The organism is Paenibacillus sp. J31R30 (genome assembly GCF_059692115.1).
This window is the reverse complement of the sequence record NZ_JCAUAV010000008.1, coordinates 83,678-110,410: the sequence shown is the minus strand read 5'-3', so window position 1 is coordinate 110,410 and position 26,733 is coordinate 83,678. Positions and strand designations below refer to the sequence as shown.

The 26,733-nt window shown below is 45.8% G+C and carries 27 protein-coding genes and 1 other annotated feature; of the genes, 16 read left to right on the top strand and 11 right to left on the bottom strand.

What is annotated here, in order from left to right; genetic code table 11:
* The first annotated feature begins 64 nt into the window (after nucleotides 1-64).
* Complete coding sequence (locus tag AC58QO_RS23610) at nucleotides 65-250, top strand: DUF5325 family protein (RefSeq protein WP_497269814.1); 186 nt, start codon at nucleotides 65-67, stop codon at nucleotides 248-250.
* 63 nt (nucleotides 251-313) lie between these two features.
* Here the strand turns inward: AC58QO_RS23610 and trpS are convergent, their stop codons facing one another.
* Nucleotides 314-1,297 (bottom strand): tryptophan--tRNA ligase, encoded by a 984-nt coding sequence (gene trpS / locus AC58QO_RS23605; RefSeq protein WP_497269811.1) that lies wholly within the window; start codon nucleotides 1,295-1,297, stop codon nucleotides 314-316.
* A gap of 74 nt (nucleotides 1,298-1,371) precedes the next feature.
* Nucleotides 1,372-1,642, bottom strand: a binding site (T-box leader).
* A gap of 226 nt (nucleotides 1,643-1,868) precedes the next feature.
* Between trpS and AC58QO_RS23600 the strand changes: the two genes are divergently transcribed.
* The gene (locus AC58QO_RS23600) at nucleotides 1,869-2,882 is read left to right on the top strand and encodes a permease (RefSeq protein WP_497269810.1); all 1,014 of its coding nucleotides are present in this window, start codon (nucleotides 1,869-1,871) and stop codon (nucleotides 2,880-2,882) included.
* Between the two features lie 303 nt (nucleotides 2,883-3,185).
* Here the strand turns inward: AC58QO_RS23600 and ilvD are convergent, their stop codons facing one another.
* The 3 genes from ilvD to AC58QO_RS23585 form a co-directional block, all read right to left on the bottom strand.
* Nucleotides 3,186-4,871 carry a dihydroxy-acid dehydratase gene (gene ilvD, locus AC58QO_RS23595; RefSeq protein ID WP_497269808.1) on the bottom strand — a complete coding sequence of 562 codons (1,686 nt, stop codon included), beginning with the start codon at nucleotides 4,869-4,871 and terminating at the stop codon, nucleotides 3,186-3,188.
* Between the two features lie 148 nt (nucleotides 4,872-5,019).
* Nucleotides 5,020-5,670: a ribonuclease H gene (gene rnhA, locus AC58QO_RS23590; protein ID WP_497269807.1), complete on the bottom strand. Its 651-nt coding sequence runs from the start codon at nucleotides 5,668-5,670 to the stop codon at nucleotides 5,020-5,022.
* 1 nt (nucleotide 5,671) lies between these two features.
* Nucleotides 5,672-6,169 (bottom strand): hypothetical protein, encoded by a 498-nt coding sequence (locus AC58QO_RS23585; protein WP_497269805.1) that lies wholly within the window; start codon nucleotides 6,167-6,169, stop codon nucleotides 5,672-5,674.
* 155 nt (nucleotides 6,170-6,324) lie between these two features.
* Here AC58QO_RS23585 and AC58QO_RS23580 point away from each other — a divergent pair, with 155 nt between their 5' ends.
* The gene (locus AC58QO_RS23580) at nucleotides 6,325-6,561 is read left to right on the top strand and encodes an alpha/beta-type small acid-soluble spore protein (protein WP_056613391.1); all 237 of its coding nucleotides are present in this window, start codon (nucleotides 6,325-6,327) and stop codon (nucleotides 6,559-6,561) included.
* Between the two features lie 77 nt (nucleotides 6,562-6,638).
* Here the strand turns inward: AC58QO_RS23580 and AC58QO_RS23575 are convergent, their stop codons facing one another.
* Nucleotides 6,639-7,631, bottom strand: coding sequence for an ABC transporter substrate-binding protein (locus AC58QO_RS23575; protein WP_497269803.1), 993 nt, complete (start codon nucleotides 7,629-7,631; stop codon nucleotides 6,639-6,641).
* Between the two features lie 186 nt (nucleotides 7,632-7,817).
* Between AC58QO_RS23575 and AC58QO_RS23570 the strand changes: the two genes are divergently transcribed.
* The 3 genes from AC58QO_RS23570 to AC58QO_RS23560 are packed head-to-tail and all read left to right on the top strand — an operon-like array spanning nucleotide 7,818 to nucleotide 10,749.
* Nucleotides 7,818-8,840: a FecCD family ABC transporter permease gene (locus tag AC58QO_RS23570; protein WP_497269801.1), complete on the top strand. Its 1,023-nt coding sequence runs from the start codon at nucleotides 7,818-7,820 to the stop codon at nucleotides 8,838-8,840.
* The gene (locus AC58QO_RS23565; protein WP_497269799.1) at nucleotides 8,837-9,886 is read left to right on the top strand and encodes a FecCD family ABC transporter permease; all 1,050 of its coding nucleotides are present in this window, start codon (nucleotides 8,837-8,839) and stop codon (nucleotides 9,884-9,886) included. Before AC58QO_RS23570 ends, AC58QO_RS23565 begins: the two co-directional genes overlap by 4 nt.
* Nucleotides 9,887-9,918: 32 nt before the next feature.
* Complete coding sequence (locus AC58QO_RS23560; protein WP_497269798.1) at nucleotides 9,919-10,749, top strand: ABC transporter ATP-binding protein; 831 nt, start codon at nucleotides 9,919-9,921, stop codon at nucleotides 10,747-10,749.
* A gap of 38 nt (nucleotides 10,750-10,787) precedes the next feature.
* Here the strand turns inward: AC58QO_RS23560 and AC58QO_RS23555 are convergent, their stop codons facing one another.
* Complete coding sequence (locus AC58QO_RS23555) at nucleotides 10,788-11,141, bottom strand: O-methyltransferase (RefSeq protein WP_497270023.1); 354 nt, start codon at nucleotides 11,139-11,141, stop codon at nucleotides 10,788-10,790.
* Nucleotides 11,142-11,439: 298 nt separating this feature from the next.
* Between AC58QO_RS23555 and AC58QO_RS23550 the strand changes: the two genes are divergently transcribed.
* A complete protein-coding gene (locus AC58QO_RS23550) occupies nucleotides 11,440-12,699 on the top strand; it encodes a methyl-accepting chemotaxis protein (RefSeq protein WP_497269796.1) in 1,260 nt (419 codons plus the stop codon).
* A gap of 469 nt (nucleotides 12,700-13,168) precedes the next feature.
* Here AC58QO_RS23550 and AC58QO_RS23545 read toward each other — a convergent pair whose 3' ends face one another.
* Nucleotides 13,169-14,986, bottom strand: coding sequence for a M3 family oligoendopeptidase (locus AC58QO_RS23545; RefSeq protein ID WP_497269794.1), 1,818 nt, complete (start codon nucleotides 14,984-14,986; stop codon nucleotides 13,169-13,171).
* A 147-nt stretch (nucleotides 14,987-15,133) separates the two neighbouring features.
* Here AC58QO_RS23545 and AC58QO_RS23540 point away from each other — a divergent pair, with 147 nt between their 5' ends.
* From AC58QO_RS23540 to AC58QO_RS23530, 3 genes are read left to right on the top strand one after another with little or no spacing between them, the layout of a single operon-like run.
* The gene (locus AC58QO_RS23540; RefSeq protein ID WP_497269792.1) at nucleotides 15,134-15,298 is read left to right on the top strand and encodes a YycC family protein; all 165 of its coding nucleotides are present in this window, start codon (nucleotides 15,134-15,136) and stop codon (nucleotides 15,296-15,298) included.
* A gap of 3 nt (nucleotides 15,299-15,301) precedes the next feature.
* Nucleotides 15,302-15,547: a hypothetical protein gene (locus tag AC58QO_RS23535; RefSeq protein WP_497269790.1), complete on the top strand. Its 246-nt coding sequence runs from the start codon at nucleotides 15,302-15,304 to the stop codon at nucleotides 15,545-15,547.
* Nucleotides 15,548-15,574: 27 nt separating this feature from the next.
* The gene (locus tag AC58QO_RS23530; protein WP_497269788.1) at nucleotides 15,575-16,684 is read left to right on the top strand and encodes a GGDEF domain-containing protein; all 1,110 of its coding nucleotides are present in this window, start codon (nucleotides 15,575-15,577) and stop codon (nucleotides 16,682-16,684) included.
* A 62-nt stretch (nucleotides 16,685-16,746) separates the two neighbouring features.
* On the opposite strand, the gene AC58QO_RS23525 is transcribed toward AC58QO_RS23530, so the two are convergent.
* Nucleotides 16,747-17,448, bottom strand: a complete 702-nt coding sequence (locus AC58QO_RS23525) for a DUF2225 domain-containing protein (RefSeq protein WP_497269786.1) — start codon at nucleotides 17,446-17,448, stop codon at nucleotides 16,747-16,749.
* 45 nt (nucleotides 17,449-17,493) lie between these two features.
* On the bottom strand, nucleotides 17,494-17,886 hold the full coding sequence (locus tag AC58QO_RS23520) for a globin domain-containing protein (RefSeq protein ID WP_497269784.1): 393 nt from the start codon (nucleotides 17,884-17,886) through the stop codon (nucleotides 17,494-17,496).
* Between the two features lie 276 nt (nucleotides 17,887-18,162).
* Between AC58QO_RS23520 and ylbJ the strand changes: the two genes are divergently transcribed.
* The 4 genes from ylbJ (at nucleotide 18,163) to AC58QO_RS23500 (ending at nucleotide 23,626) form a co-directional block, all read left to right on the top strand.
* Nucleotides 18,163-19,401 (top strand): sporulation integral membrane protein YlbJ, encoded by a 1,239-nt coding sequence (gene ylbJ, locus AC58QO_RS23515; RefSeq protein WP_497269782.1) that lies wholly within the window; start codon nucleotides 18,163-18,165, stop codon nucleotides 19,399-19,401.
* Between the two features lie 46 nt (nucleotides 19,402-19,447).
* Nucleotides 19,448-21,997 carry an alpha-glucan family phosphorylase gene (gene glgP, locus AC58QO_RS23510; protein ID WP_497269780.1) on the top strand — a complete coding sequence of 850 codons (2,550 nt, stop codon included), beginning with the start codon at nucleotides 19,448-19,450 and terminating at the stop codon, nucleotides 21,995-21,997.
* A 133-nt stretch (nucleotides 21,998-22,130) separates the two neighbouring features.
* On the top strand, nucleotides 22,131-22,802 hold the full coding sequence (locus AC58QO_RS23505) for a flagellar brake protein (RefSeq protein ID WP_497269778.1): 672 nt from the start codon (nucleotides 22,131-22,133) through the stop codon (nucleotides 22,800-22,802).
* An 11-nt stretch (nucleotides 22,803-22,813) separates the two neighbouring features.
* A complete protein-coding gene (locus tag AC58QO_RS23500; protein ID WP_497269776.1) occupies nucleotides 22,814-23,626 on the top strand; it encodes an NAD kinase in 813 nt (270 codons plus the stop codon).
* 89 nt (nucleotides 23,627-23,715) lie between these two features.
* Here AC58QO_RS23500 and AC58QO_RS23495 read toward each other — a convergent pair whose 3' ends face one another.
* Entirely contained in the window at nucleotides 23,716-24,036 is a 321-nt protein-coding gene (locus AC58QO_RS23495; protein ID WP_436234680.1) for a YutD family protein, read from the bottom strand.
* Nucleotides 24,037-24,078: 42 nt separating this feature from the next.
* A complete protein-coding gene (gene lipA, locus AC58QO_RS23490) occupies nucleotides 24,079-25,026 on the bottom strand; it encodes a lipoyl synthase (protein WP_497269774.1) in 948 nt (315 codons plus the stop codon).
* Nucleotides 25,027-25,111: 85 nt separating this feature from the next.
* Here lipA and larE point away from each other — a divergent pair, with 85 nt between their 5' ends.
* The gene (gene larE, locus AC58QO_RS23485) at nucleotides 25,112-25,960 is read left to right on the top strand and encodes an ATP-dependent sacrificial sulfur transferase LarE (protein ID WP_497269772.1); all 849 of its coding nucleotides are present in this window, start codon (nucleotides 25,112-25,114) and stop codon (nucleotides 25,958-25,960) included.
* Nucleotides 25,957-26,730, top strand: a complete 774-nt coding sequence (larB, locus tag AC58QO_RS23480) for a nickel pincer cofactor biosynthesis protein LarB (protein WP_497269770.1) — start codon at nucleotides 25,957-25,959, stop codon at nucleotides 26,728-26,730. Before larE ends, larB begins: the two co-directional genes overlap by 4 nt.
* The last annotated feature ends 3 nt before the right edge of the window (nucleotides 26,731-26,733 follow it).

Below are 26,733 nucleotides of genomic sequence, written 5' to 3'. Positions count from 1 at the left end.
AAAATAAGAAGATGCTAGGATAACACACCTTGAACAAACTTCTAGAAAGTAGGTCATCACCAGTATGAGTAAACCACTTGCTCTCCTATTCGCAGTTGTTGGTACGCTGCTGCTCGCTTGTATCTCCCTATTCATCGCCTTGCGAGAGCCATTGATGGTGCTCGTTTGCTCCATCATTTCCTTAGGATTTATCGGATATGGTTTTGCCGTGAAAGCCAAGATGCGTCGTAAAAACACGCCCACCAAGTGAACAAAAAAGCTCAAATTCCTGATCTTAGGAATTTGAGCTTTTTTTTACTTGTAACTGCTGAACTTAGCGGACAATAAAGCCCATCCGTTTCTTCACCTCGAGCAGCGTTTGATTCGCCACTTCAGCAGCCTCGTCAGAGCCTTTTTTCAAAATATCAAAGATTTCTCCTGAGCTGCGAATCTCCCGATAGCGCTGTTGAATTGGCTCCAGTACAGCAACAATATGTTCAGCCAGCTCCTTTTTAAAAGGACCATACCCTAGCCCCTCGTATTTCGCCTCAATCTCCACTAGACTCATCTCTGCAAAATGCGAGTAAATCGACATCAAATTACTAACCTCAGGCTTGTTCTGAGGATCATATTTCACTTCACGCCCAGAATCCGTAACGGCACGACTAAGCTTCTTGCGAATCACATCCGGCTCATCGAGCATCGCGATATAACTGCCGGCATTTGGACTGCTTTTACTCATTTTCTTAGAGGCATCATCTAGTGACATAATTCGGGCACCTACCTCAGGCATATAAGGCTGCGGCATCACAAACATATCTCCAAAACGATTATTAAAACGGTTCGCCAAATCACGCGTCAGCTCCAAATGCTGCTTCTGATCGTCGCCAACGGGAATAAGATCTGCGTTATAGAGCAAAATATCAGCGGCCATCAGAGATGGATACGTGAACAGCCCTGCGCCAACAGATTCTTTACCCTCGGATTTATCTTTAAATTGTGTCATGCGCTCCAGCTCGCCCATATGCGTTAGCGTCGTCATAATCCAGCCCAGCTCTGCATGTGCATGCACATGGGACTGTAGAAAGACAGAAGCCTTGTTCGGGTCTAGACCCGAAGCAATGTAAAGCGAAGCGATAGACTCTGTTTGTTCCCTGAGCGCTGCTGGATCCTGCGGCACTGTAATGGCATGCATATCAACTACCATGAAGTAGCAGCGATGCAGCTCCTGTAGCTTCACAAAGTTACGAAGTGCGCCAATGTAATTACCAATTGTCAGCTGACCGCTGGATTGCATACCGGATAGTACTCGTTTCATTCAAATAACCTCCTCGAAATTGTCAGTACATGACTTGCGTATAGGTAAAAAAGACAACAAAAAAGCCTCCCTCCGCAAGGGACGAGAGACCGTGGTACCACCCTAATTTGTCTACTAACATAACCAAAGTTATGTGCATGTAAACCTTCAGGCTCTGATAACGGAGAGCTACCGTTTAGCATAGTTAACTGTGGTTTTAATCCGGCCTAGGTTCCGGTGATTCTACACAGTGTTCAGCTTCAAGCTCAAGGATCCATTCGGTCTGCTTGTTTCACCGGTTCGCACCAACCACCGGCTCTCTGAGAAACGCGAGACAAACGTACTTGTTCCTATCATCGCAATTGATTTTCTATAATTATACACCCTTAAAGATCATTGTCAATCGAGGACGTTGTCCTAGATAGCCTAGCATGTACATAGGATAGATACATACCAATCCTTCCTGCAAAGGGGTGTCTATGCATTGTCCTCAACTCTATACCGATGGAGCCTTCCCGTCTCCACGGTGATTTGCGCGTTTCTAATGATTCTTATTGTGACGACAAGACAACTCCCCCCAATGGAGCTGATCATGGAACCCATCAGGCATGTGTTCATGTCCTTTATGGACATCTTCTTAGATGCCCTTCCTTTCATGATTCTCGGCGTTCTGCTCTCTACCATCGTAGAGAACTTCATTCCCGAAGGTGTTATTCAGCGAATGACACCTAAACATCCCTTAGGCGGGGTCTTGTTTGCCTGTGTGCTTGGCATTATGTTTCCCTTATGTGAATGTGGCATGATCCCTTTCGTGCGCCGCCTGATGCGCAAAGGAATGCCTGTCTACATCGCCGTCATTTTCATTCTGGTAGGGCCAATCCTGAACCCCATCGTATTTGCCTCTACATGGATGGCTTTCCGCGGTGACCCTGCAATGGCTTATTCACGCATGGGGCTCACCTTCGGTGTCGCGCTCGTGATCGGTTTCATGCTCACACGGTTTCTCAAGAGCAATCCATTGCGGCATCCGATTGAACCTGCTGCAAGCTTGACCCATGGCCATACACATGATCAAGTAACCAAGCACTTGGATCACCATGATCATCACGATCATGGTCATAGTCACATCCATGATCACAGCCACAGTCATGATCATCACGGACATGACCATCATGGCCACAACCACGCTCACGGGGACAGCCGTATCCTAACGATGATTAGCCACGGCTCCTCGGAGTTGTTCGAGATGAGCAAATACTTAATGCTAGGCGCGCTGCTGACAGCTCTGATTCAGACATTCGTGGCACAGGATAGCTTGAGCGCCATCGGGCAAGGCGCCTTCATCTCCCACGTGTTCATGATGGGCTTCGCCTACCTGCTCTCCTTATGTTCAACGACAGATGCCTTCGTAGCTGTTTCCTTCGCCAAATCATTCTCGCCAGGCTCGCTGCTCGCCTTCCTCGTATTTGGACCTATGATCGACGTGAAGAGCACGCTAATGATGTTGTCGATCTTTAAAGCGCGATTTGTATTGACGCTTTCCATTGTTGTTGCGATAACAGTTTTGAGCGGCTCTCTTCTGTTTATGCATTTTTTTCTGGCTTAATCTCCTACACTCTTGATTCGTACGATGTATTTGAACTCTTCATCAGGGATCGTCATGACAGCTAAATCTATGACCACTATCCCTTTCGCTCAGGTGTTCGGTTCAAAGAAGGCTGAACTGAGCTTAAGGCATAGTGATCCATAAAACGGATGTGTCAGTGACCACTATCATTCCCCCACAGGTTGCGTTCGAAAAAGCTAAACTGAGCTTAGGGGATAGTAATGATAGCATGTCTCGCAACCAATAGTTGCACAAAAAGCCCTACCCGACACAAGTCGGATAGGGCTTTTATCTTGTGAAAAATTAGATTTTCAAAATCGCGCCAGCACTTGCGTTCGTAACCATTTTGGTATAACGAGCCAAGTAGCCAGAAGTAATCTTCTGTTGGAATCCTGTCCAAGACTCACGACGTTTTGCAAACTCTTCATCGCTGATTTGCAATTCGATTTTACGTCCGTCCATATCGACGTCGATGATGTCGCCGTCATGTACGAAAGCAAGAGGTCCGCCCTCTGCTGCTTCCGGTGACATATGACCCAATGAGATACCGCGGGATGCGCCGGAGAAACGTCCGTCAGTAATCAAGGCTACTTTCGCGCCTAGACCCATACCTACGATTTGGGAAGTTGGTGCCAACATTTCTGGCATACCAGGTCCACCCTTCGGTCCTTCATAACGAATGACAACAACGTGTCCTTCTTTTACTTTTCCGTTTGCGATACCGTACAAAGCTTCGTCTTGGGAATCGAAGCAGATCGCTGGACCAACGTGACGTCCGCCAACGGACTTATCAACGGCACCAACTTTTACGATACTGCCTTCAGGAGCTAGGTTACCGAACAGTACAGCAAGTCCGCCGCGCTCACTGTGCGGGTTCGTAAGTGGACGAATCACGTCAAAGTTCTGAATCTCGCGACCAGCCACGTTCTCGCGAAGTGTTTGTGCCGTAACGGACAGACAGTCACCGTTGAAAGCACCTGGTTTTTTGAGCAATTCATTGATTACTGCACTCACACCGCCTGCCAAATGCACATCTTCAATGTGATAATCGGAAGCTGGAGCGATTTTCGCAAGGTGAGGAACGCGCTCAGCCACTTCGTTAATACGTGCGATCGGATACTCGATACCTGCTTCTGCCGCGATAGCCAATGTGTGAAGAACTGTGTTCGTGGATCCACCCATCGCCATATCCAAGGCAAATGCGTTATCAATCGCATCAATCGTTACGATATCACGCGGTTTAATGTCTTTCTCGATAAGAACCATTAGCTGTTTTGCGCAATCTTTCACGAATTGCTTACGCTCTTCAGCAACGGCAAGAATCGTACCGTTACCTGGCATAGCCAATCCAAGACCTTCAGCCAGACAGTTCATGGAGTTCGCTGTGAACATACCGGAGCATGATCCACAAGTCGGACAACCGTATTGCTCAAGCTCTTCCAGACCCGCTTCATCCAATTTACCCGCTTGGAAAGCACCAACGCCTTCAAATACGGAAGAAAGGGAAATGGATTTACCGTTTTTATCTTTACCAGCTTTCATTGGTCCACCGCTGACTAACATCGTTGGGATGTTAACGCGAAGGGCACCCATGATCATACCCGGTGTAATTTTATCACAGTTTGGAATACAGACCATACCATCAAACCAGTGCGCGTTTACTACGGTTTCCAAGGAATCCGCAATAATCTCACGGCTTGGCAAGGAATAACGCATTCCGATATGCCCCATCGCAATACCATCGTCAACCCCGATTGTGTTGAACTCGAAAGGAACCCCTCCTGCTTCACGAATGGCTTCTTTGACAAGCTTACCGAATTCTTGCAAATGAACATGTCCAGGAATAATGTCTATATAAGAGTTACAAACCGCGATAAACGGCTTGCCGAAATCTTCCTCTTTAACGCCGGCTGCACGTAGTAAGCTACGGTGTGGAGCGCGGTCGAAACCTTTTTTGATCATGTCACTGCGCTGTTTTGGATGTGCCATTCTTTATTCCTCCTAGAATTCATATCTGTTATGAAAACAATGAAACTATCATACCACACTTCTCGTAATATTTCTCCCTTTAGTGTGATAACGCATCAACGTGAGAGTAAAGCAGCCTCATACAGCATAACGATTCCTTATAATAAAATTATTTCCTGCCAAAATCAGCCTTAATTTCGCCCCACTTTTTCGTATCCCATTTGACGATTTTATTCGTGTATGTATTCGTATGCAGCCATTTCAGGGCCCGATCCACCAATGTCCAAATTTCTTCCGTAGACGCATCACGAACCAAATTTGTCGATACTTCCTTCTTCCGAATCCAACTCAGCGCTGTGACCGAATCGGTATAAATGGTTTGTTTACTGCCTTTTTTCTTCAGGTAAGCAAGTCCATGTACAATGGCTAAAAACTCACCAAGGTTATTCGTCCCCTTCGAGATAGGCCCCTGGTAAAAAATAATTTCACCTGTCCGTGTATCCACACCCTTGTACTCCACGATGCCCGGATTTCCTGAACAGCCTACATCGACAGAAATACTATCATAATCCACCTCAGGTGCTGACTCTGGTGTCGCTGACTTTTTACCCGTTGTCGAAGAAGCAGCCGTGCCTTTGCCGGTAAAATTGAGAGATTTCTGCCAGCCCTTCTCCAACGCTTGACGAGCTTCCCCTTCGGATTCATAGGACTTGAATTTCGCTTGAGGATACCCGTTGGTCTGCGCTTGGCATTCTGCCCAAGTACGGTAAACGCCTGGCTTATGCCCTACCCAAACTACATAAAATTTTGATGCTGCCATATTATTCACTCCGTAATTTAAGATGTAATTGCTCTACCAGCTCTTGGACGACCTTCACCGTATCTTGGAAATACGGACGGTAGTCCAAATCTGCGACAAATCGCAGATACGTTTCACCAATGTCTACAATCTGCTCGCGATATGCACGGCTAGGAATGACATGTGTCTCGAGCTCGCGATATGTACCATTCGTGCGCTCTTCTACAGAAGAAAGCTCAACCTGCTCCTCAGCCAGGTGACGCACAACGAATGAGAAGCCTCTGCACTCCGGATCACCGCAGCCGCAGACGAAGAAAGGCATCCGCTCCCACTGATCAGCGGGGGCGAAGCGGTTCGGTGCTGTGTCGTGCAGCGCGCTATACAATAAGGCTGGCAAGCCAACATCAATGCATAAGGGTTCTTCAATGATCAAACTATCCGCCACGGACAGATGAACGTCCGCTTGAATGATTTGCAAATCTTTATCTAGGGACCAGCCCTTAATCGCTAGTTCAAACATGCTTTTTCCCCGCTTTCCCGACTTCATTTCCTCATTATAACAAAGTCGAAACATTCCTGCTTTTAGCGTTTTAAAAAAAGGATTAAATTTCCAATAAAAAAATGAGTAATATTTACAAAACAGTTCATACTACCTATTACTGGAGGTGATATCAGATGGCTACAGGACAATCTCGCAGCAGTAACTCCTTAGTAGTTCCTCAAGCTTCATCAGCCCTAGACCAATTGAAGTATGAAGTTGCTCAAGAATTGGGCATCCAAATTCCTCAAGATGGCTACTACGGTTATATGACGTCTTACGACACAGGATCTATCGGGGGCAGCATCACTCGTCGTCTCGTTCAAATTGCTGAGCAACAACTTGCTGGTACAAGCAACAAATTCAGCAGATAATTTCGCTCCAAAATACTTAAGCAACAAAAGGGCCTTCTTCCGGGTAGATACTCGGAGAAAGCCCTTTTTTATCTCATTTATTTAATGTCGTACATTTTGTAAAGGTCATCTAACATGATGTTGGCAGATCTAACACCGCCGCCAGTATTCCAAGTAGCATCATTTACTTTAACAACTTTATTTTCTTTCACCACTTTTAGATTTTTCCAAAGCGGATCATTCATCCATTCTTGCTCTTGTTTATTCCCTTTGCCATCGCCGATTTCATACGTAAAGTAGAATACGCGATCCGCAGCATCCAACTCAGTTAAACGTTCTTTGGTAATGTCTTCGAACGATTTCTCATCACTTTTGGCATCAGAACGAGCGAAACCAAGTTGTTTGAAGATTACGCCTGAAAACATATCGCCGTAGTAGTATCTTGATTTACCACCCATAAAACGGACAACAGCGATTTTTTCTTTCAGCTTATCGCCTGCTTTGGATTTGAAATCATTAATTCGTTTATCGAAGCTCGCGATCACTTTATCGCCTTCGGCTTTCTTATTCAAAGCATCTGCATATAGGCTATAGTTATTTTTCCACTCACCGCGAAGCGTTTCGGAGAAAACTGTCGGCGCAATGGCTTTCAATTGCTCATATACTTTCTCTTGACGAAGCTTGTTACCAATAATTAAATCAGGCTTAAGGGAAGCGATGACTTCCAAGTTCGGTTGTCCTTCGACACCTACTGTAGTTACACCTTGCATGTCCGCTTTAAAATGCTCAAACCAAGGGTTGCCGTAAAAGGATTCCACAGCGCCAACTGGTTTAATTCCAAGTGAAAGTAATGCTTCTGTTCCTTCATTTGTCAAAATAACAACACGTTTAGGATTCGCAGGAACTACGGATTCTCCCATGGCGTGTTTAATTGTGCGTGGTGCTTCTGCTTTCGCAGTTTCTTGCGGAGCTGTAGAGGCAGCTGTTGTTGCTGCTTTCTCTCCACATGCTGTTACGACCATGCTAAAAACAAAGAGACATGCAATAAGAGCCCACGCTCTTCCAAACGTGAGGCGTTTTTTACTAAACATAATAATGGTGTTCCCCCTAGTTGACTTATAATGTGATAATCATTCTCACTATCCTAGGACATAATACTAGATTACATCCAATTTTGTCAACTCCTTTGATAATGATTATCATATTCGTTGACTTCCCCTACGGATAACTTTAAAATATACGAAGCAAGAAAGGTAGGAAGGAAGCAGATATCCATCATGTATACATCAACGTCAGAACGTCTTTCTCATATTTATAAAAGTATTGGATTACTAGCAGCAGTCTGTATTCTCCTAGCATTAATACTTAGCAGTGTCCGCTTCGGCCTGCATGCCTATTCCTGGGATCAAATCATGACTTCCTTTAATCCATCTGACAAACCCACGAATGAATCCATTATCATTCAAACTGTACGTATACCCAGAGCTTTGATTGCCGCACTAGTTGGCGGCAGCTTGGCAGTCGCTGGTGCATTAATGCAAGCGATGACTCGCAATCCACTTGCTTCGCCAAGTATTTTCGGGATCAACTCGGGAGCCGCATTTGCCATTGTTGTAGCTGTTGGATTCTTCAATGTATCCAGTCTTACGCAATTTGTATGGATTGCATTTTTCGGCGCCGCAATCAGCGCATCCCTGGTCTATGGGCTCGGATCGCTAGGCCGTGATGGCCTAACACCAATGAAAATCACACTCGCTGGCGCGGCGATGACAGCCTTTTTCGCGTCGCTCACACAAGGCATTCTGCTCGGCAATGGCAAAGCCTTTGAACAAGTGCTGTACTGGCTTGTTGGTTCTGTTGAAGGGCGGACCATGGCGATGCTGCAATCGGTGTATCCCTATATGTTGATTGCTTGGGTTGGCGCAATACTCTTATCCCCTCACATTAACATTTTATCGATGGGTGACGATATTGCCAAAGGGCTTGGACAGCAAACCGTATACATAAAACTCATTACCGCAATCATTATTGTAATTCTTGCCGGTGGTTCGGTTGCTGTAGCTGGTCCTATTGTATTCGTTGGCCTTATGATTCCTCATATTGTCCGTTTTTTCGTGGGCATTGACTATCGATGGGTAATTCCCTATTGTGCTGTGCTAGGCGGTATTCTGTTGGTTAGTGCAGATATTGGGGCTCGCTTCATTATTATGCCGAAGGAAGTTCATGTCGGCGTTATGACCGCTATTCTTGGAGTTCCATTCTTTATTTACATTGCACGCAAAGGGGGACTCCTCAAATGAGTGCTTCCAAGCGATATGTTACAATTCGAAGCAAAAGCTACTCTTTTTTAATTAACAAAAAATCTATTCTCATTACACTAGCCCTTCTCGTTGCCGTCATTCTTATGATGATTGTGAGTACGGGCGTCGGTAGTATTACGATCAAACCTGTTGATGTAGTACGCGCTGTATTCGGTTATGGGACTGATTCAAGTACCATGATTGTTCGAACACTTCGTTTACCTCGTGTTCTCGTGGCTGTCTTGATCGGTGCATCTTTAGGCGTCGCCGGAGCCATTTTACAAGGGATCGTGCGCAATCCGCTAACTTCGCCCGACACGATTGGTACAACAGGCGGTGCAACGTTAGGCGCTGTTTCTTTTTTCTTCTTTTGCTCGGATAAACTAAGTATTCATTGGCTGCCCGTTGCAGCTATTCTAGGGGCATTCTTAGCAACTTTATTGGTTTATTTCTTTTCTTGGAAAAATGGGATTACACCATTGCGTCTTGTCCTTATTGGGACTGGACTCACAGCCGCTATGAGCGCCATATCATATCTCATGATGCTTACCGGCCCCATTGTACTCGCCAATCAATCCCTTACCTTTATGACTGGCAGCATTTATGGTGTATCTTGGGCCAAAGCCGTGTATCCCTTGCTCCCATGGGTGGCTGTGCTGTTACCCGTTATTTTCTTCTACGCGCGGCACATTACAATCCAATCCTTAGGAGAGGATATTGCGCAAAGTGTTGGAAGTCACGTTCAGCGTCAACGTTTTCTGCTAATTATGCTTAGTGTCGCCTTGTCAGGAGCTGCTGTCGCGTTTGGCGGAGCAATCAGCTTCATTGGACTCATGGCACCGCACATTTCACGCAAGCTTGTTGGTCCTAGCTTCGGTTCTTTGATTCCTGTCGCTGCACTCACGGGTTCCCTATTGTTGCTGCTTGCAGACTTAGCTGGCCGTTTCTTATTCAAGCCACTTGATATTCCAGCTGGTGTCTTCACGGCAGCTATCGGCGCCCCCATTTTCATCTACGTCCTATATCGCAGTAGAAATCGCGGATAACCTCCCATGTCTACGAAAAGGAGAACGAGCTCATGACAACCTTAGACCAAGCACTCGAAGCCAAATCGCTTCAATTGACATATGGCGATACAACGATTTTCCAAAGCCTAAATTTGCAAATCCCCAAAGGGAAAATAACCGTATTTATCGGCAGTAATGGCTGTGGCAAGTCCACGTTACTCCGCTCCCTTGCGCGGCTTATGAAGCCAACCTCAGGAAGCATTTTATTGGATAGCCATGAGATTGCTAAGCTCTCTACCAAAGAAGTCGCTAGACGTATGGCGATCTTGCCTCAAGGACCTACTGCACCAGAAGGACTCACGGTCAGACAACTCGTCAAGCAGGGACGCTATCCTTACCAGAGTTGGCTACAGCAGTGGTCCGCGGAGGATGAAAACAAAGTGATGAACGCTCTTGAGCTTACTAACATGCTTGAGTTTGCCGATCGCACCGTCGATTCACTCTCTGGGGGACAACGCCAGCGCGCTTGGATTGCTATGACTTTAGCACAGGACACGCCTACTTTACTCCTAGATGAACCAACCACCTATCTCGATCTTACGCATCAAATTGAGGTACTGGACTTATTATTTGAGCTGAACGAGAGAGAACAGCGCACAATCGTCATGGTTCTGCATGACATTAATCTAGCTTGCCGCTACGCGCACCACATTGTTAGCATCAAGAAGGGCTCTGTTTATGCCGAAGGAAAGCCAGAGGATATCGTAAATGCAGCATTGCTGCTTGATGTGTTTGATATGGATTGCCAGGTAACGACCGATCCCATTTTTGGAACCCCGATGTGCATCCCTTATGGCAAGGGTCGCATTTTGCTCAAAAAAGAGCCCCAATCACAATTGTGATCGGGGTTCTTCTCTATGCTATAGAAAGGTTATGAGTGCTAATTCGTTCTTGCGTATGTAGCCATATTATAATTGCTTTCAAAACTAATGCTAATTGAAATCACATTCTTTCTTACTGTGAAGTCAAACAAAATTTCCCCATGCGTCCAGCTCTTCTTGCGCTTCAGCGATTCGATGGCCATTTGGCGAAAAGATTGAAATTGCAATTCAGTCAGTCCCGTGTTAGTCACCGCAGGCAATACGCCTTCAGAGCTCTCAAATGGGAGGTGCTTGATCCCAAATTTACCAATCTCATTGTTGCGAATGTGTACAAAAACTGTACCTGAATTCACATTAGAAAGTTCTTCCTTAATCTTACGAAATACCACATCAATTTGTCTGCCGAGTGTCATCTGTTCCAATTTTGATTTACTCCTCCTTAAATTTGCGACAATTTACTAAATATGTTAATTCTGTGACTCTAGACCTATTATACCTAGAGAATTTACATAATTCAACAGTTTATTTCCAATATTTGAATAATTCACTATATTCTTTATACTTACTTAATATAAATCCCAATTTCCTTGTAATTACCGAACGATTACTGTCGAAAAAATGTAGAATGTTTCCATGTTCAATGATATAATTCTCAAATACATCTATTATTTTCTCCACAAGTAAACAAATTTTGCAGAGGAGTCGGTCGGATTGGATCAAATTTCATCCTTATCGTTTAGAAAGAAACTACAACTTGGTTGTTTTGCACTAATTGGCTTAAATTCACTTTTCATGATGATTGTTACTTTCGCCACAGACTGGAACCGCTTACTTGGTATTATATTCCTAGTAATAATTCTAGCTGGCAGCTATCCTTTTATCCGTTGGTTTGAAGGTCAACTTACAGAGCCAATCGATGGTATCTCCCGGATTGCACTTAACATTTCCAAAGGTGACTTCTCTCAAAAAGTAGCGATCACAACAGATGACTCCCTTGGTCAACTAGGCCAATCTTTTAACAAGATGATTGATAAGCTCCGTGAGATTTTACGTGATACTGGATCTATTTCGAAGCAAGTTTTCCAGACAAGCCGTGATATTTATGTTAAAAATGAAAGCTTCCGTACCGTCCTAGAGCAAGTGAGTATTTCGGCCCATGAGTTAGCAGCAGGTGCGGGACAAATCTCCGAGGAGATTTCTGGTGTATCCATTACCTCCAAAGACATTGAAGTGAAAATCGTGAACTATGCTGGATCCGCTAAGGAAATGAAAAACCGCTCGGATCAAATGATGACCCTCGTTGAGAAGGGCCGCACATCGGTTGAAAGCCAAGGCGTCGGAATGAAACGAAATGTGGAAGTTACTAGACAGGTGTCGGATACGATCGACATGTTGGCTCGTCAAGCAGCAGGAATTACGAATGTTACTCGATCCATTTCCGAGATTGCAGAACAAACGAACCTGTTGTCCCTTAACGCATCCATTGAAGCTGCAAGAGCAGGCGAGCATGGACGAGGCTTCGCTATTGTAGCGCAAGAAGTACGCAAGCTGGCTGAAGAATCCACCTCCCTAACACGTGAGGTATTCGGCTTCGTTAAGAGTATTGAGCAAGGCATTCAAGATGCGATTCGCAGTATTCAAGTCAATGAAGACGTCGTTAAGAAGCAAACGGTCCTCATCGATCAAACTGAAATTGTTTTTGCTGAGATCGTAGGCAGTGTTGGATTCATTTCCGAGGAGATTACACGCTTCGCTGAAGAAAGCGAAAGCATGCTGCAAAGCTCCGGTCAAATTGCTGCTGCGATGGAAAATATTTCAGCGATTACGGAAGAGTCCGCGGCTGGTACGCAAGAAGTGTCCGCTTCTATGAGTGAGCAAATTTCAACGGTACAAGGCATCGTATCGCAAGCGGAAGAAATGACGCGTGTTGTAACCCAATTGCAGCAAACGATCCAGATCTTTAAGCTTTAATACATAACAGAAACAGCCCCTCTGAGACCTTCTCTGAGGGGCTGTTTCATTGTGCGATGCGCTAGCGGGACAGGCGGGGACAGCAGCGTGAGCGCCAATGTTATCAGGTTAACTGACAACATTGGGTGACGCTTGTGCGGGATAAGTCAAAGTTGACGGATGATTTCTCTCTGAAAAATGCAAATAGGCAACCTTTTCCGCTTATTCTTCCTCAAAACTGGAAAATACGTGCAAATAGGCATCCTTTTTATCGATTTTTATCAATCTCCACTCAAATTTCTCCAAATTGATGCCTTTTTGCATCAATTTCCAATAAAACAAGTGAACACTCGTTCAAAAGTGCACTTTTGCAATTTTGACAGCGCTAACTGCTTTGACAACTTTGATTGGAATCTCAGTAGGACAGTAACGTTCATTCATTGCCTACCGTTCCCAGTATGATCGCCTCGCCTACTGCCACCATCCAAACCTACGCGCGAATCTTCGATTCTGTAAGCTCCATGAACTGCTTCACGTCTTGGGCTGCCATGTCAACAGCACTTTGCCAGAAATCCGGCTCCGTAAGATCCACACCGAGATGCTTCTGTGCAAGCTCTTCGACGTTCATGCTGCCCGTATCTCTAAGCAAGGAGATGTACTTGTCTTCGAAGGTTGCGCCTTCTTGCACAGCTCTTGCATAAATCCCAGCAGAGAACATGTATCCGAAGGTATACGGGAAATTGTAGAAGGGAACATCCGTCGCATAGAAGTGTAGCTTAGCTGCCCAGAAATGCGGATGATAGCTGCTTAGTGCATCTTTATAAGCAAGCTTTTGCGCATCAACCATGAGCTCATTGAGACGCTCGACGCTGACTAAGCCTTGGCTGCGTTCTGCGTAGAAGTTCGTCTCAAAAATAAACCGCGCATGAATGTTCATGAAGAACGCGATTGCTCTTTGAATTTTATCTTCGAGCAGAACAATGCGTTCATCATCCGTCGAAGCACTCTTCACTACAGCATCCGCTACGATCATCTCAGCAAACGTTGAGGCTGTTTCTGCCACGTTCATCGCATACTCTTGTGCGAGAGCCGGCATATCCGTCATCACATGCTGATGGTAACCATGGCCAAGCTCATGAGCGAGCGTAGAGACGTTATTCAGCGTCCCGCCATACGTCATGAAGATACGTGTCTCTCCTGCAAGCGGGAATGAGGTACAGAAGCCGCCAGGACGCTTACCAGGGCGATCCTCTGCCTCGATCCAGCGCTTCTCAAACGCTTCCTCAGAGAAAGCAGCAAGCTTCGGACTAAAGCGTTTGAATTGATCAATGATGAGACTCGCACCTTCGTCATAAGAAATCTTCTTGGACGAATCACCAAGCGGCGCGTCGACGTCTACCCATGCCAGCTTATCAACGCCAAGCAGCTTCGCTTTGCGATTGAGATACTCCACGAAGAGGCCTTTATTACGGTCAATCACGTCCCACATGACGTTCAATGTTTTTTCTTCCATGCGATTAATTGCAAGTGGTTCTTTATGTATGCTTTTCCAGCCTCTTGCCTTATAAACCTGAAGACGGAATCCAGCCAAGTGATTCAAGGCTTCGGCACAGTATTCCTCTTTATCTGTCCAAGCTTTTTCCCATTTCTCAAATAGGTCCAAACGTTCTTCACGATTCTCTGTATGCAGCTTATTAAAAGCTTGACCTGCAGATAGTTCCACTTGCTTACCATCGACTTCAACCGCCATGCTGAATTGACCAACGGTCGAATTATACAAATCGCTCCACCCATGATAGCCATCTACGGCCAAATCATTAATTAATGCTTCTTGTTCAGGCGGCAGCTTTTCCTTAGCTAGTGAGCGACGTTCATTCAACGAAAAGGCGATAGCTTGAAAAGGCTCTTGCTGCAGCAGCGCAGTCCAAACCTGATCTGGAACGCCAGTTAGAATCTGATCAAAATGTGTGAGGGAAGATAAATGCTCAGCATATAAGCTTTTGACTTGACCACTCAATACAGGCGCTTTCTTGTCTTTCTGATTATCCGCTTGCAGACAACCCACGAATGAATCAGCCTCATGAATATGCATCACATTGTGCTGGAGCAATTCAATCAAATGTGCTAGTTGCGAGGTATCCTCAACACTTTGTGGTGAAGCCGTACTGCGTACTTGCTCTTGAAAAGATGCAATGGATTCCTGAAGCTTCTTCAGGTGTGCAGCGAATGCAGGAGAATCACTTCCTCCAGGGAAAAATGTTTCAAGATTCCATGTTTGATTAAGAGGTAATGTTAACAATGCGATCACCTTTCCTTTCCACTTTTAATTAAATCATATCCGTTGGCTATTCGCCAACTATCCGCATCTTGCTCATTGCTTCTCTTCACAAAGTATGATTCAATTATGTATAGTTCCTTCGGACTAAATCGGAACAGGATGGGTGATTTCTCAATAATGAAACCGTTGCAAATATCTCCTGAAACAGCTGTTAAGTTAGCTGAGCAGCTTAAAGTACCTTTAGAACATCTCATGCATATGCCACAACATATTCTCTTGCAGAAATTAGCTGAACTCGCGAAGAATACTTCTTCAGAAAAAAGCGAATCGGAATCGAAGTAGACCTTGATCCCTTTTGCTAACACTTGGCCTTACGACATCATCATGAAGGACATTTACGTGGCCCAATGTCCATTCTGTCTAAGTTCAAATGTCTTACTGCCGCTCAAAGTTCACGAACTCGCCTCCATACATGAAGGTAAAAAGAAGCTGCTCGTCTTCCCTTGTTGTCATAACAAGCTGACGCTTGTGGATACTGACCGGGATTATTTACTAGCGGACACCGCGGTACGAAACAAACATAATTCGTAGTTCATTGCAAGGAGCAAACGAACCTTTATGAATGAGTACCTCATTCCTTTGACAAGCGCATGTACCTTAGTGACCTTAAATTATTTAGCATTGAAAGTTCATAGCAAGATGTTGATCGATTCCCACGAGCATCTATTTGCATCGTTGTTGACAGGCTTAGCCAGCATCATCATGATGCTGGTCCCTCTGCCCGAAACATTTGGCCTAATCGATCTTCGCTCGTTACCTATCTTCATGGCCGGATTGAGATATGGATTACCTGTTGCCCTCTTTTCGACCATATTGCCTGCTGGTTCTAGTCTCATCTCACATGAAAATCAAGCCTGGTTCATCATCGCACAAGACCTCATTGCCCCAGCCTTCATTAGCTCCTTTTTCCATAACAAAGAATATCGCAATGGCTTCTTGGACATTCCTATTCGTTTTGCCCTTCAAATATGTGGGTTCGTATTCATTCTGCGCCTAGTTACACACAGCTTCCTTACACGCGGCTTTTCTTGGTCTTATACGCTAGATCAATTATTTATGTTTGCTATTACATCTGCCACCCTTTTCATGATCATCATTATGGTGAATGACGAAAATAACAATTGGCGACTGCAACGAAAGCTTGAACTGCAAGCGAATCAAGATGGTTTGACCAAGCTGCCTAATTTACGAAGCTTTATCCCAATCGCCACTAGTGCCCTGCATAAACGGAATGTCTCCATCATGATGATCGATATCGATAATTTCAAGTTGTACAACGATCGATTCGGACATTTGGAAGGGGATCAGCTTCTCCAAGAAGTAAGCTCTGTTCTGCGCCAACTCATTCAAGAGCAGGATTACCTAGCTAGATATGGTGGAGAAGAGTTTATACTGCTGTGTTCTGAGACAGACCCTGCCCTACTCCTAAGCTATGGTCAAAGTCTATGTATGTCTATTGCGGAATTATTTATGTATAAAAAGAACGGTCTCGAAGCAGCGCCTATCTCCATTTCAATCGGCATCTCGACTGCTGCATCCTCTCACACAGATCTTAGAACGTTAATATCAGAAGCCGATCACGCACTTTATCAGTCCAAGCATACGGGTAAGAACCGCCCCACACTCTACACGCATTCACAAGTACATGAACAAAAAATGAACGCTTAGCCACTCGGTTCTACACCGCATTATGGCTTAGCGTTCATTTTATTGTGTGACTATACGTTCATTTAGGTAGCTTGTTTCATCTCATCCGGCAATTCTAACCGCATCGCCAACATATCTTCACGTGTCGTCACCCATTGCTCACGACTAGCTCGAATCATCCCCGCGTCCATAATCTTGCGATCGTTAATAATGCGTGAAAACCATTTAATCGCATCTGGAAACCGTTTCAATCTCCGGTTCAGCTCACCCATTAAATACATAAGTCTTGCGTTATTCAAATCCATGCCTTCCGTTTCAAATACGTTCACATAGGCATCTAACGCGAATGCGAGGAATCGTTCTTCCTGCTCCCAGTCCTCTTTGATTCGATAAAGCCAAGCCAAGTGATGCAGCAGTCCAGCTACAACGCGTGACTTCTCGTTCTTGATCTGTGCACTCAGCAGTGCCAGCTTGTAACTTAGAAGCGCATCATCCCATGTTCTTTCTCTGCAAAAATCACGCATAGACCAGTTCTGCGAGACTTTCTCATAAAAAACTTCCCGCTGTGCTGAACTCCATTTATCTGAAAAGTTTTCTGAATGTGCATATCCGCAAAACGGGCATATCCGTACAACATAGTAATCAGGATTAATGTCCTTATAATGCAGACAGAAGTCAGAATCTGACTTACTCGCTTTCTTGAAGCTTGGTCGTACCTTCAACGTTTTGAAGGTATTCGTACAGAATGTGCAAGTCACTGAAATTTCATATAATGGTTCGACCACTACAAATCCCGCCTTTTCCCAAAGTAATATAGCAGGAAGAACGGACTAGTCTTCCTCAGGTGTGTTTATGAAATGATAAGCAGAGCCTCTAAGCCGATCAAGTAGAAAAGCCTTTAAATCATCTGGCAAGCCTACATCCGCCATCGCTTCTGTCATACAAGCTAACCATGCATCCGCATGCTCTCTTGTAATCGGAAATGGCATATGCCTCGCTCGCATCATTGGATGACCATGGGCATCTGAATATAAGGTTGGGCCACCGAAGAATTGGGTCAAAAACAACGTCTGTTTCTCAATAACGGGTCCTATATTAGCGGGAAAGAGCGGTGAGAGTAATGGATGCTGTTGTACTTTCGGATAGAAAGCCTCTACCAAACGACTTACCGTCTCCGCCCCCCCCATTAACTCAAATAATGTTCTGTTCTTGCTCTCTGACATGCCAATAAACCTCGCAATTCGTAATCAATAGTTCTCTAAATCCTCATCCCCTGCGTGCATGAGCGTTTCTCGAATGACAAACACGAACATACAGACAACTATTCCGGCAATGACACCTGTCATTTGAATCACTCCCGATGTATAGGATTTAAATGTACCTAGTTCTATTTTACCATAAAAACAAGGACTGAACAGTACCAAGGACCGATAAATTCGGGACGGCATGTATGTCCAAGCTTATTCATATAGTTGAATAAGAGGAGGTATCGATCGTCTATGCCTAAACAAGACTTCACCCCTGCGTTACTCATGTCGTTCGTTATTATTGCCATTATTGTATGCTTAGTTCTGTTCCCGCATGTCGGGTTTCAATCCGCGCTGCGCGGTGTTTCCATTTGGTGGGATGTGCTCTTCCCGGCACTCTTCCCATTCTTCGTCATCTCCGAAATATTGCTCGGCTTCGGGATCGTTCACTTCTTCGGCACGCTGCTTGATCCCATGATGCGTCCCGTTTTCCGAATCCCCGGTATCGGAGGATTCGTCATGGCCATGGGCTTCGCTGCTGGTTATCCCGTCGGCGCCAAGCTAACGGCGCAGCTCTGGGAACAGAAGCTGGTCAATCGGGAAGAAGGCGAACGTCTTGTCGCCTTCACGACAAGCTCGGATCCGATATTTTTGATCGGAGCCGTTGCGATCGGTTTCTTTCATGACGCATCATTAGCCATGATTCTAGCCGTTGCCCATTATGGAGGTTCCTTCATAATTGGCCTGCTCATGCGGTTTCACGGTAGGAAAGCTATACCCACACCTCAACCTTATAAGGAGAAAGGGCCTGTGTGGAAGCAAGCCTTTGAGACTATGCATAATGCAAGAATACAGGACGGGAGACCCCTGGGCACTTTGTTAAGTCAATCTATTTTACAGTCACTCCGTTTAATTTTCGTTGTAGGTGGACTTGTTGTCTTCTTCTCCGTCGTTCTGGAGGTTCTCACATCTGCCCAAGTCATGAATGTGTTCTATCTGCTGATTACATCCCTATTAACCGTCACAGGATTACCTCATGAGCTCTCGCAAGCTGTCATGAATGGGTTATTCGAAGTCACTCTTGGCGCCAAAGCTGCCGGGGGTGCCCCCGCCGATCTGGCCCTATCGAGTAAAGTTGCCATCGGCGCTTTCATCCTCTCATGGGCTGGCATGTCCGTTCATGCTCAAATTGTCAGCTTATTAAGCCATACAAATATGCGATATCTCCCTTTTCTCTTTGCCCGCCTGTTGCATGGATTTCTCTCATCTGCTATTGTTCTCCTAATTTGGGAGCCTATGCAGCGATTTCGCAGTCCTCAAGCCGTTTTCTCGCCTCACTATGAGGCAGCTGCACCAGTTATGAGCTATTTAAAGCTTATTTTCCCGATTAGTGCGATGGTCTTTATTGGTTCTTTTACTGTCATCATGGGTCTCTTCCTCGCATATTCCTTACTTAAACTGGTGTATGAAAAGGTTGGTGGAACAAGATAATATGGGTAACTACGATCATGTTTATAAAGGGAGAGAATATTCTGATATGATAGCAGCCGTCCCCCACGAGGCGAAAGGTTTACCTCCATCGATTGAGCGTTTAAACGAGCTAGCCTTTAATTTATGGTTCAGCTGGAACCATGATGCTCTGCAGCTTTTTGAAAGCATGGACCCTGCTCGTTGGAAAGCTTTCGGTCATAATCCTGTCCGATTACTGCATGAGCTGGATGCTACACAACTTCTGTCGCTAAGTCAGGACAGTGCATTTGTCGAGCGCTATCTTCAGGTCATGGCTAGATTTGATACGTATATGAACGAACCCGCCTGGTTTCAAAACAACTATTCCGACGAATCCTATGTGCAGATTGCTTATTTCTCCGCGGAATTCGGTTTTCATGAATCGCTCCCGATTTATTCTGGCGGGCTTGGGATCCTGGCTGGTGATCATATCAAATCATCCAGTGACCTGGGGATACCGCTCGCGGGCGTTGGCCTTCTCTATAAAAAAGGCTATTTCACACAAAAAATCGATAGCAACGGCAGTCAGCAAAGTGAACTATTTCCCTATGATTTTAAGCAATTGCCAATTCGTCCGGTCCTTCAAAATGATAAACAACTCACGATCTCACTAAATATATCCGGTCGCAGCATCACACTTCTGGTTTGGGCGGCTCGGGTAGGACGTAATCTAGTCTTTTTACTGGATACCGATCATGAAGCGAATAATGACGCAGATAAAGCGCTGACCGCACAGCTATATGGTGGCAATCAAGACATGCGCATAGCCCAGGAAATGGTGCTGGGAATCGGCGGCGTCAAAGCGTTAAGAGCATTGGGCATATACCCGAATGTCTACCATATCAATGAAGGACACGCAGCTTTCCTTACCTTAGAGCGTTTGAAGGAACTGCTTCACTTGGGTCTTCCTTTTCACGTTGCAGTAGAGACTGTACGCTCCGCTACTGTATTTACGACCCATACGCCTGTTCCCGCGGGTCATGATACCTTCTCTGTCGGGATGGTGGAACATTATCTCGGTCACCTGTTTAGCGAGCTGCCTAAACATAAACAAGGCATCATTTCGTTAGGACTCGATCATAAGTCCGGTCAATTCAATATGACACATTTGGCGATGAACACATCAGGACTTCGTAACGGCGTCAGCAAGCTGCATGGCCAGGTTTCACGCGAAATGTTCAAAGAATTCCATGGACATATCGATGCGAGCGAGGTGCCTATCGGCTCCATCACGAACGGTGTTCATCTGGATACGTGGACAGCGCCTGCGTGGAAAGAGCTTTTCGATCGCTTCCTCCCTGGCACATGGCGGACAGAGCAGTCCAACGAGCATCAATGGGCGCAAATCGAGGTCATTCCTGATGAATCAATTTGGAGCGTGCATCAACAGTTGAAAGAGGATTTAGTGCGATTTGCTCGCAAGAGTCTTATGGAGCAGCGAAAACGTAACGGAGAATCCGAAGAACGAATCGAAGAGGTTCGACACTATTTAAATCCTAAAGCCCTTACAATTGGATTCGCGAGACGCTTCGCCACCTACAAACGGGCTAATCTTATTTTCAACGATTTGTATCGACTCAAGAAATTAATTCATGATCCTGAGAGACCGGTGCAGTTTATTTTTGCAGGTAAAGCCCACCCTGCTGATTACCCTGGTCAAGATTTAATAAGAGAAATTTACCGCATCTCACAGTTGAAAGAGTTTCTCGGTAAAATCGTTATTCTCGAGAATTATGATATCAACATGGCTCGGTATCTTGTTCAAGGCGTTGATGTCTGGTTAAATAACCCTCGCAGACCTCTTGAAGCAAGCGGTACCAGCGGCCAGAAAGCCGCCATGAATGGTGTCCTTAATTTCAGCGTGCTTGACGGCTGGTGGGAGGAAGGCTACAACGGCATGAATGGTTGGGCTATCGGATCTACAGGAGCCGCGGACTGGGCCGCACAGGAGAAAGAAAATACGAAAGTGATTTATCACCTTTTGGAGAATGAGATTATTCCTCTCTACTACAATCAAGGTGAGATTCCACATCAATGGATTGGACGCATGAAGCGATCGGTTCAGTCGCTCAGCCCGGTCTATAATACACACCGAATGGTGCAGGACTATACGAATCTTACGTATTTGCCAACGGCCAAACGCGCTCGCCTATTTGTAGCTGATCAGTACGATGTGGCTACCAAAGTCGCCGATTACAAACAATTCATCCGCAGCAATTGGCATCAGGTCAGAATTATGAATATCGATGACCATGCGAATAAATCAACGTCGGAAGTCCCGTTAGCTGAGATTCCCCCCTCAACAAAAGTGATTACTGCGCAAATCCATTTCGGTCCGATTTGGCCGCAGGATACGGCAGTAGAAGTCATTTATTATGCAGAAAATGGCGAAACCTGGGAGCAGAAAATCATTCTGATGGCTCCAGTTGGGGAACTGATTGAGCAATCGCAGCGCTTCCAAGCTACAATTCCATCCCATCTTGTTCATGGGCCTCACTTTTCGATTCGTGTGCGCCCCATCTCATCCAACTTCGCACATTCGTTTGAACTCTCCCTTGTTACAAGCACCCTGTCTTAACAACAAAATTATTTAACCTTAGATAAAGCCCCGTTTGGGGCTTTTCTTATTGACTTAGATAACTTATGATGAGAAGAGAATTGACAAGATGTACAGGCAGATGTGAATGTAAATCTAACGACTTGGTGATGCTATGGATTGGAATAAGGTACTAGAATTGGCTGCATTTTCGCCAAATCAGGATTGTCATATTATCATTGTTGGTGAATGTAAAGATGGATCGCCTTTTTGCTTTGAAGATAACTTTGCTATCGACAAAATAAGTGAAGATTCGATAACAGTATGTCTAGAGCAACTGGGCTTATACCCTTTCGACAAGCTCGAACATGTTTCTTTCGTTGAATTTTCTTTCAAAGATGGTGCCCTTTTATATCACGCTTATGTGGATTTGATTGGGCTTGAACTCAAGAAGACGATCTGTTATCTGACCTTATCTCTGCCAGAAGAAGTATGCCTGCATCAAAACAGACGATATCCCCGCGCAAAGCTTACGCTGCGAACACCTATTACACTACGTATCGCGGGTATACGAAGCTTGTCTGCACAGAAGGGTGTCGCTTTTACTGGACAACTCCTTGATATTAGTGCAGGCGGTCTGTCATTTGTCACATCAAACCGACTTTTCTTTCCACTGATTCTAGAATTTAGCTTCATTCTCCCGAGTTTCTCCCAGCCAATCACGGTCTATGGCGAAATTGTCAGGGTTACTCATTTCAGCAATGATAGTTATCGGGTTGCAGCGGAATTTCGGCACACCCCTGAATCCATTCTCCAAGAAATCGATTCATACTGCTCTAATTATTAGGAGGAACAAGATTGAAATATAACGTCATTGAACGAGGCGATGACATCTCCAAGGGGCTGACCGAACGGTTCCACGCTCTCGCCGCTAAGCAAGGTATGCCAAGGGATGAAGAACATCCCGATATCGTCCTGTCCATTGGCGGAGATGGCACGATGCTCCAAGCGTTTCATAAATATGTGGACAAGCTAGATCACATTGCGTTCGTTGGGATTCATACGGGTCATCTTGGCTTTTTTGCTGATTGGAAGCCTAATGAGCTGGATCATCTTGCGTCACTCATGTTCAATGTGGCAACACCTGAAGAGCTTCAAGTCGTGCGATACCCTGTTGTCGAGATCGAAATCACGACAGATAAGGGTGTTGAAACGCATCTCGCGCTCAACGAGTTTACGATTCGAGGCATCGAGGTTTCCCTTGTAGCAAGGCTTCATGTGAATGATGAAATGTTCGAAATGTTCCGCGGTGATGGCATTTGCATCTCTTCTCCAGCAGGCAGTACAGCTTACAACAAGAGCTTGGGTGGCGCCATGGTTCATCCCTCGCTAGAAGCTATTCAAATTGCGGAGATCGCATCGATTAACAATCGCGTATACCGTACGCTTGGTTCATCCATGATTTTGCCGAAGCATCATCACTGTGACATTTATCCGAAAGCACAGCAGAACATGCTGCTGTCGTTGGACCACTTATATATGCAGCGTGCAGACGTTGTGTCCATTCGCTGCCGCGTTGCTGGCAATGTGAAAGTGAAATTTGCCAGGTTCCGTTCGTTTCCTTTCTGGAACCGCGTTCGTGAGGCATTCGTTGGCCTCGAAGTGAAGTAAGTAAAACACATACATGCTGTATGACAAAACGCCACCTGCTCTCCACAATTGTTGGAGTTCAGATGGCGTTTATTTATTGAGAATACGAATTAAACTGTCGTTGAGCTAATGACTTCTGAAGGTGTTTGCTGCTTAGGCGCATTAACCTTCTCGATAATAAAATACGCACAGCCGAAGTTGCAGTACTCATTCAAGTAATCTTGAAGAGCTGCGATCGAAGATTCTTTGGTCGCCTTCGGGTGGATTTCTTTGAAAAACCCTCTCAGACGCAACTGACTGTATCCCCAATCGCCTACAATATAATCGTAACGCTCCAGCACTTCACTGAAGCGTTCCTTGAACACTTCGAAATTCCAACCATTTTTGTGGTCTGTGACAAGCTCGTATGTTTTATTTGCAATATGAATCATGGTGGTAGGAAGCTCTCCTTTCTATGATCCGTTCAATGAATGCTACACGGTAGATGCCGCTTTAACCTGTTCATGCGCGTGATAGGAGCTGCGTACCAAAGGCCCTGACTCCACATGCTTGAAGCCGCGTTTCATGCCTTCTTCTTTCAACATAGCAAACTGTTCGGGTGTGTAGTACTGCGAAACAGATAAATGCGTCGTAGACGGCTGCAAATATTGCCCGATCGTCATAATGTCACAATCCACTTCACGCAGGTCTTCCATCGTTTGGAGCAACTCGTCCCACTCTTCCCCTACGCCAATCATGACACTGGATTTCGTAGGAATGTTCGGTGCTATCCGCTTGGAACGCTGCAACAACTCCAGTGAACGACGATATTTCGCTTTGGAACGGACACGATCTGACATCCGCTCAACTGTTTCCATATTGTGATTGAGAATATCAGGCTTTGCCTCAAGCACGGTAGCTAGTGACTCTTCTCGACCTAGGAAGTCTGGGATCAGCACTTCAACTGTGCACATAGGCAGCTTACGCCGAATCGCTTTGATCGTCTCTGCGAAAATCATTGCCCCGCCATCTGTTAAATCATCGCGTGCCACAGAAGTAACAACACAATGACGAAGTCCCATTTGCAAAGCAGCATCTGCTACGCGTTCTGGCTCTTCTAGATCAAGCTCGGTAGGAAGACCCGTTTTCACTGCACAAAAGCGACAAGCGCGCGTACAAATATCGCCTAGTATCATAAAAGTCGCTGTCCGATTCGCCCAGCATTCATGAATGTTCGGACATTTGGCTTCTTCACAAACTGTATGCAACGTCTTGGAACGCATCATGGATTTGATTTCTTTAAAATTCTCATCGGTTTTGAGATTAATCTTTAACCAGTCTGGTTTTCTCTCTAATACTTTTCTAGGCACTGTAATTCCCGCCTTTTTATTTGGTTTCTCAATGATGTTATTATAACATGAATGACTGACAAAACAATCCACTTTGGGGGTCAGTTGTGATACACTTGATTAGATGGACCAAAACAGCTCAGCTTACTACATAATGGCTGTATGGGAGGATAGAAACATGAGCATACAAGAAGTGACGCGTGAGAAAGATCGCAAGCTTGGCGAAATTCTAAGAAGCATGGGCCGTGTCATCGTCGCCTTCTCCGGAGGAGTTGACAGTACATTCGTCCTCAAACGTGCACAGCAAGAGCTTGGTGATCAAGTGCTTGCCGTAACCGCAGCATCCGAAACATTTCCCACGAGGGAGTTCGATGCCGCAGCACAACTAGCCGAACAATTTGGCGTTCGCTTGCACAAAACAGAGGTAAAGGAATTGGAGAACGCGAATTTCGTTGCCAATAATCCTGACCGTTGTTATCACTGCAAGACGGGGCTTTATTCCCATTTACAAGATATTGCGAAAGAACTGGGATATCCGTATATCTTGGATGGCTCCAACGTTGACGATCTAGGCGACTACAGACCAGGTCTTCAAGCGAAGAATGAACAAGGTGTCCGCAGTACGCTGCAAGAAGCTGGTTTAACCAAAGACGAGATCCGAGCTCTTTCCAAAGAGCTAGGTCTAAGTACATGGAACAAGCCTTCCTTTGCGTGCTTGTCCTCTCGTATCCCCTATGGGACACAAATTGAGAAGTGGAAAATCGACCAATTGGACGAAGGCGAATACTTTCTGTCCCAGCTTGGTCTCTATCAAGTCCGTGTACGCCACCACGAGAAGATAGCTCGGATTGAAGTCATGCCGGATGAAATTCATAAGGTCGTCGAACATCGTGATGCGATCTATGAAAAATTCAGCAAGCTTGGCTTTACGTATGTCACGTTAGACTTGCAAGGCTACCGCACGGGCAGCATGAATGAAGTGCTGTCTCAAGAAACGAAAGATAAGGTGAAAGAAGCATCCTTATGATGGACTTAGAGAAGATCTTAAAACTCGTCCAGACAGGCGATCTGGACATAGAAGAAGCCAAAAAGCAAATCATCAAGGAAGGCGGCGCAGGTCCCGCCAACCTTGATCTTGGATTTGCGCAGCTCGACATCGATCGCGAGAAGCGTACAGGCTTCCCCGAGGTCATTTTCGGGGAAGGCAAGACGCCCGAGCAGATCGAGGCCATTTTCCGGCGGCTGATGGAGCACACCGACCGCGTGCTAGCCACGCGCGTCGATGCGGCCAAAGCCGCTCATGTAGTTGCCAACGTGGCAGGTGTCACCTACCACGAAACGGCACGGGCGCTCACCTGGTTTAAGCGCCCGCTGCTCAAAGTCCACGACGGCTTTATCGCCGTCGTGTGTGCAGGCACCTCCGACCTCCCTGTGGCGGAGGAGGCAGCCCTTACGGCAGAATGCCTCGGCAGCCACGTTGAACGCGTGTTCGACGTGGGTGTCGCTGGCATTCATCGGCTCTTCCGCCGGCTCGAACTCATTCGCGGTGCGAACGCGATTGTCGTTGTGGCCGGCATGGAGGGTGCGCTCGCCAGCGTTATGGGCGGGCTTGTGTCTAAACCAATCGTCGCTGTGCCGACGAGTATTGGGTACGGTGCGAACCTTGCCGGGATCGCACCGCTGCTGTCCATGCTGAATAGCTGCTCGCCTGGTATATCCGTCGTCAACATTGACAATGGCTTTGGCGCAGGCTACTATGCTGGACTCATTAACAAAAATATGTCGAAACGAGCGTGAACT

Excerpts from the sequence above, each read along its gene's own strand:
- AC58QO_RS23610 (WP_497269814.1), top strand. The coding sequence starts at position 65 with ATGAGTAAACCACTTGCTCTCCTATTCGCAGTTGTTGGTACGCTGCTG.
- trpS (WP_497269811.1), bottom strand. The coding sequence starts at position 1,297 with ATGAAACGAGTACTATCCGGTATGCAATCCAGCGGTCAGCTGACAATT.
- AC58QO_RS23600 (WP_497269810.1), top strand. The coding sequence starts at position 1,869 with ATGGAACCCATCAGGCATGTGTTCATGTCCTTTATGGACATCTTCTTA.
- ilvD (WP_497269808.1), bottom strand. The coding sequence starts at position 4,871 with ATGGCACATCCAAAACAGCGCAGTGACATGATCAAAAAAGGTTTCGAC.
- rnhA (WP_497269807.1), bottom strand. The coding sequence starts at position 5,670 with ATGGCAGCATCAAAATTTTATGTAGTTTGGGTAGGGCATAAGCCAGGC.
- AC58QO_RS23585 (WP_497269805.1), bottom strand. The coding sequence starts at position 6,169 with ATGTTTGAACTAGCGATTAAGGGCTGGTCCCTAGATAAAGATTTGCAA.
- AC58QO_RS23580 (WP_056613391.1), top strand. The coding sequence starts at position 6,325 with ATGGCTACAGGACAATCTCGCAGCAGTAACTCCTTAGTAGTTCCTCAA.
- AC58QO_RS23575 (WP_497269803.1), bottom strand. The coding sequence starts at position 7,631 with ATGTTTAGTAAAAAACGCCTCACGTTTGGAAGAGCGTGGGCTCTTATT.
- AC58QO_RS23570 (WP_497269801.1), top strand. The coding sequence starts at position 7,818 with ATGTATACATCAACGTCAGAACGTCTTTCTCATATTTATAAAAGTATT.
- AC58QO_RS23565 (WP_497269799.1), top strand. The coding sequence starts at position 8,837 with ATGAGTGCTTCCAAGCGATATGTTACAATTCGAAGCAAAAGCTACTCT.
- AC58QO_RS23560 (WP_497269798.1), top strand. The coding sequence starts at position 9,919 with ATGACAACCTTAGACCAAGCACTCGAAGCCAAATCGCTTCAATTGACA.
- AC58QO_RS23555 (WP_497270023.1), bottom strand. The coding sequence starts at position 11,141 with ATGACACTCGGCAGACAAATTGATGTGGTATTTCGTAAGATTAAGGAA.
- AC58QO_RS23540 (WP_497269792.1), top strand. The coding sequence starts at position 15,134 with ATGAAACCGTTGCAAATATCTCCTGAAACAGCTGTTAAGTTAGCTGAG.
- AC58QO_RS23530 (WP_497269788.1), top strand. The coding sequence starts at position 15,575 with ATGAATGAGTACCTCATTCCTTTGACAAGCGCATGTACCTTAGTGACC.
- AC58QO_RS23520 (WP_497269784.1), bottom strand. The coding sequence starts at position 17,886 with ATGTCAGAGAGCAAGAACAGAACATTATTTGAGTTAATGGGGGGGGCG.
- ylbJ (WP_497269782.1), top strand. The coding sequence starts at position 18,163 with ATGCCTAAACAAGACTTCACCCCTGCGTTACTCATGTCGTTCGTTATT.
- glgP (WP_497269780.1), top strand. The coding sequence starts at position 19,448 with ATGATAGCAGCCGTCCCCCACGAGGCGAAAGGTTTACCTCCATCGATT.
- AC58QO_RS23505 (WP_497269778.1), top strand. The coding sequence starts at position 22,131 with ATGGATTGGAATAAGGTACTAGAATTGGCTGCATTTTCGCCAAATCAG.
- AC58QO_RS23495 (WP_436234680.1), bottom strand. The coding sequence starts at position 24,036 with ATGATTCATATTGCAAATAAAACATACGAGCTTGTCACAGACCACAAA.
- larE (WP_497269772.1), top strand. The coding sequence starts at position 25,112 with ATGAGCATACAAGAAGTGACGCGTGAGAAAGATCGCAAGCTTGGCGAA.
- larB (WP_497269770.1), top strand. The coding sequence starts at position 25,957 with ATGATGGACTTAGAGAAGATCTTAAAACTCGTCCAGACAGGCGATCTG.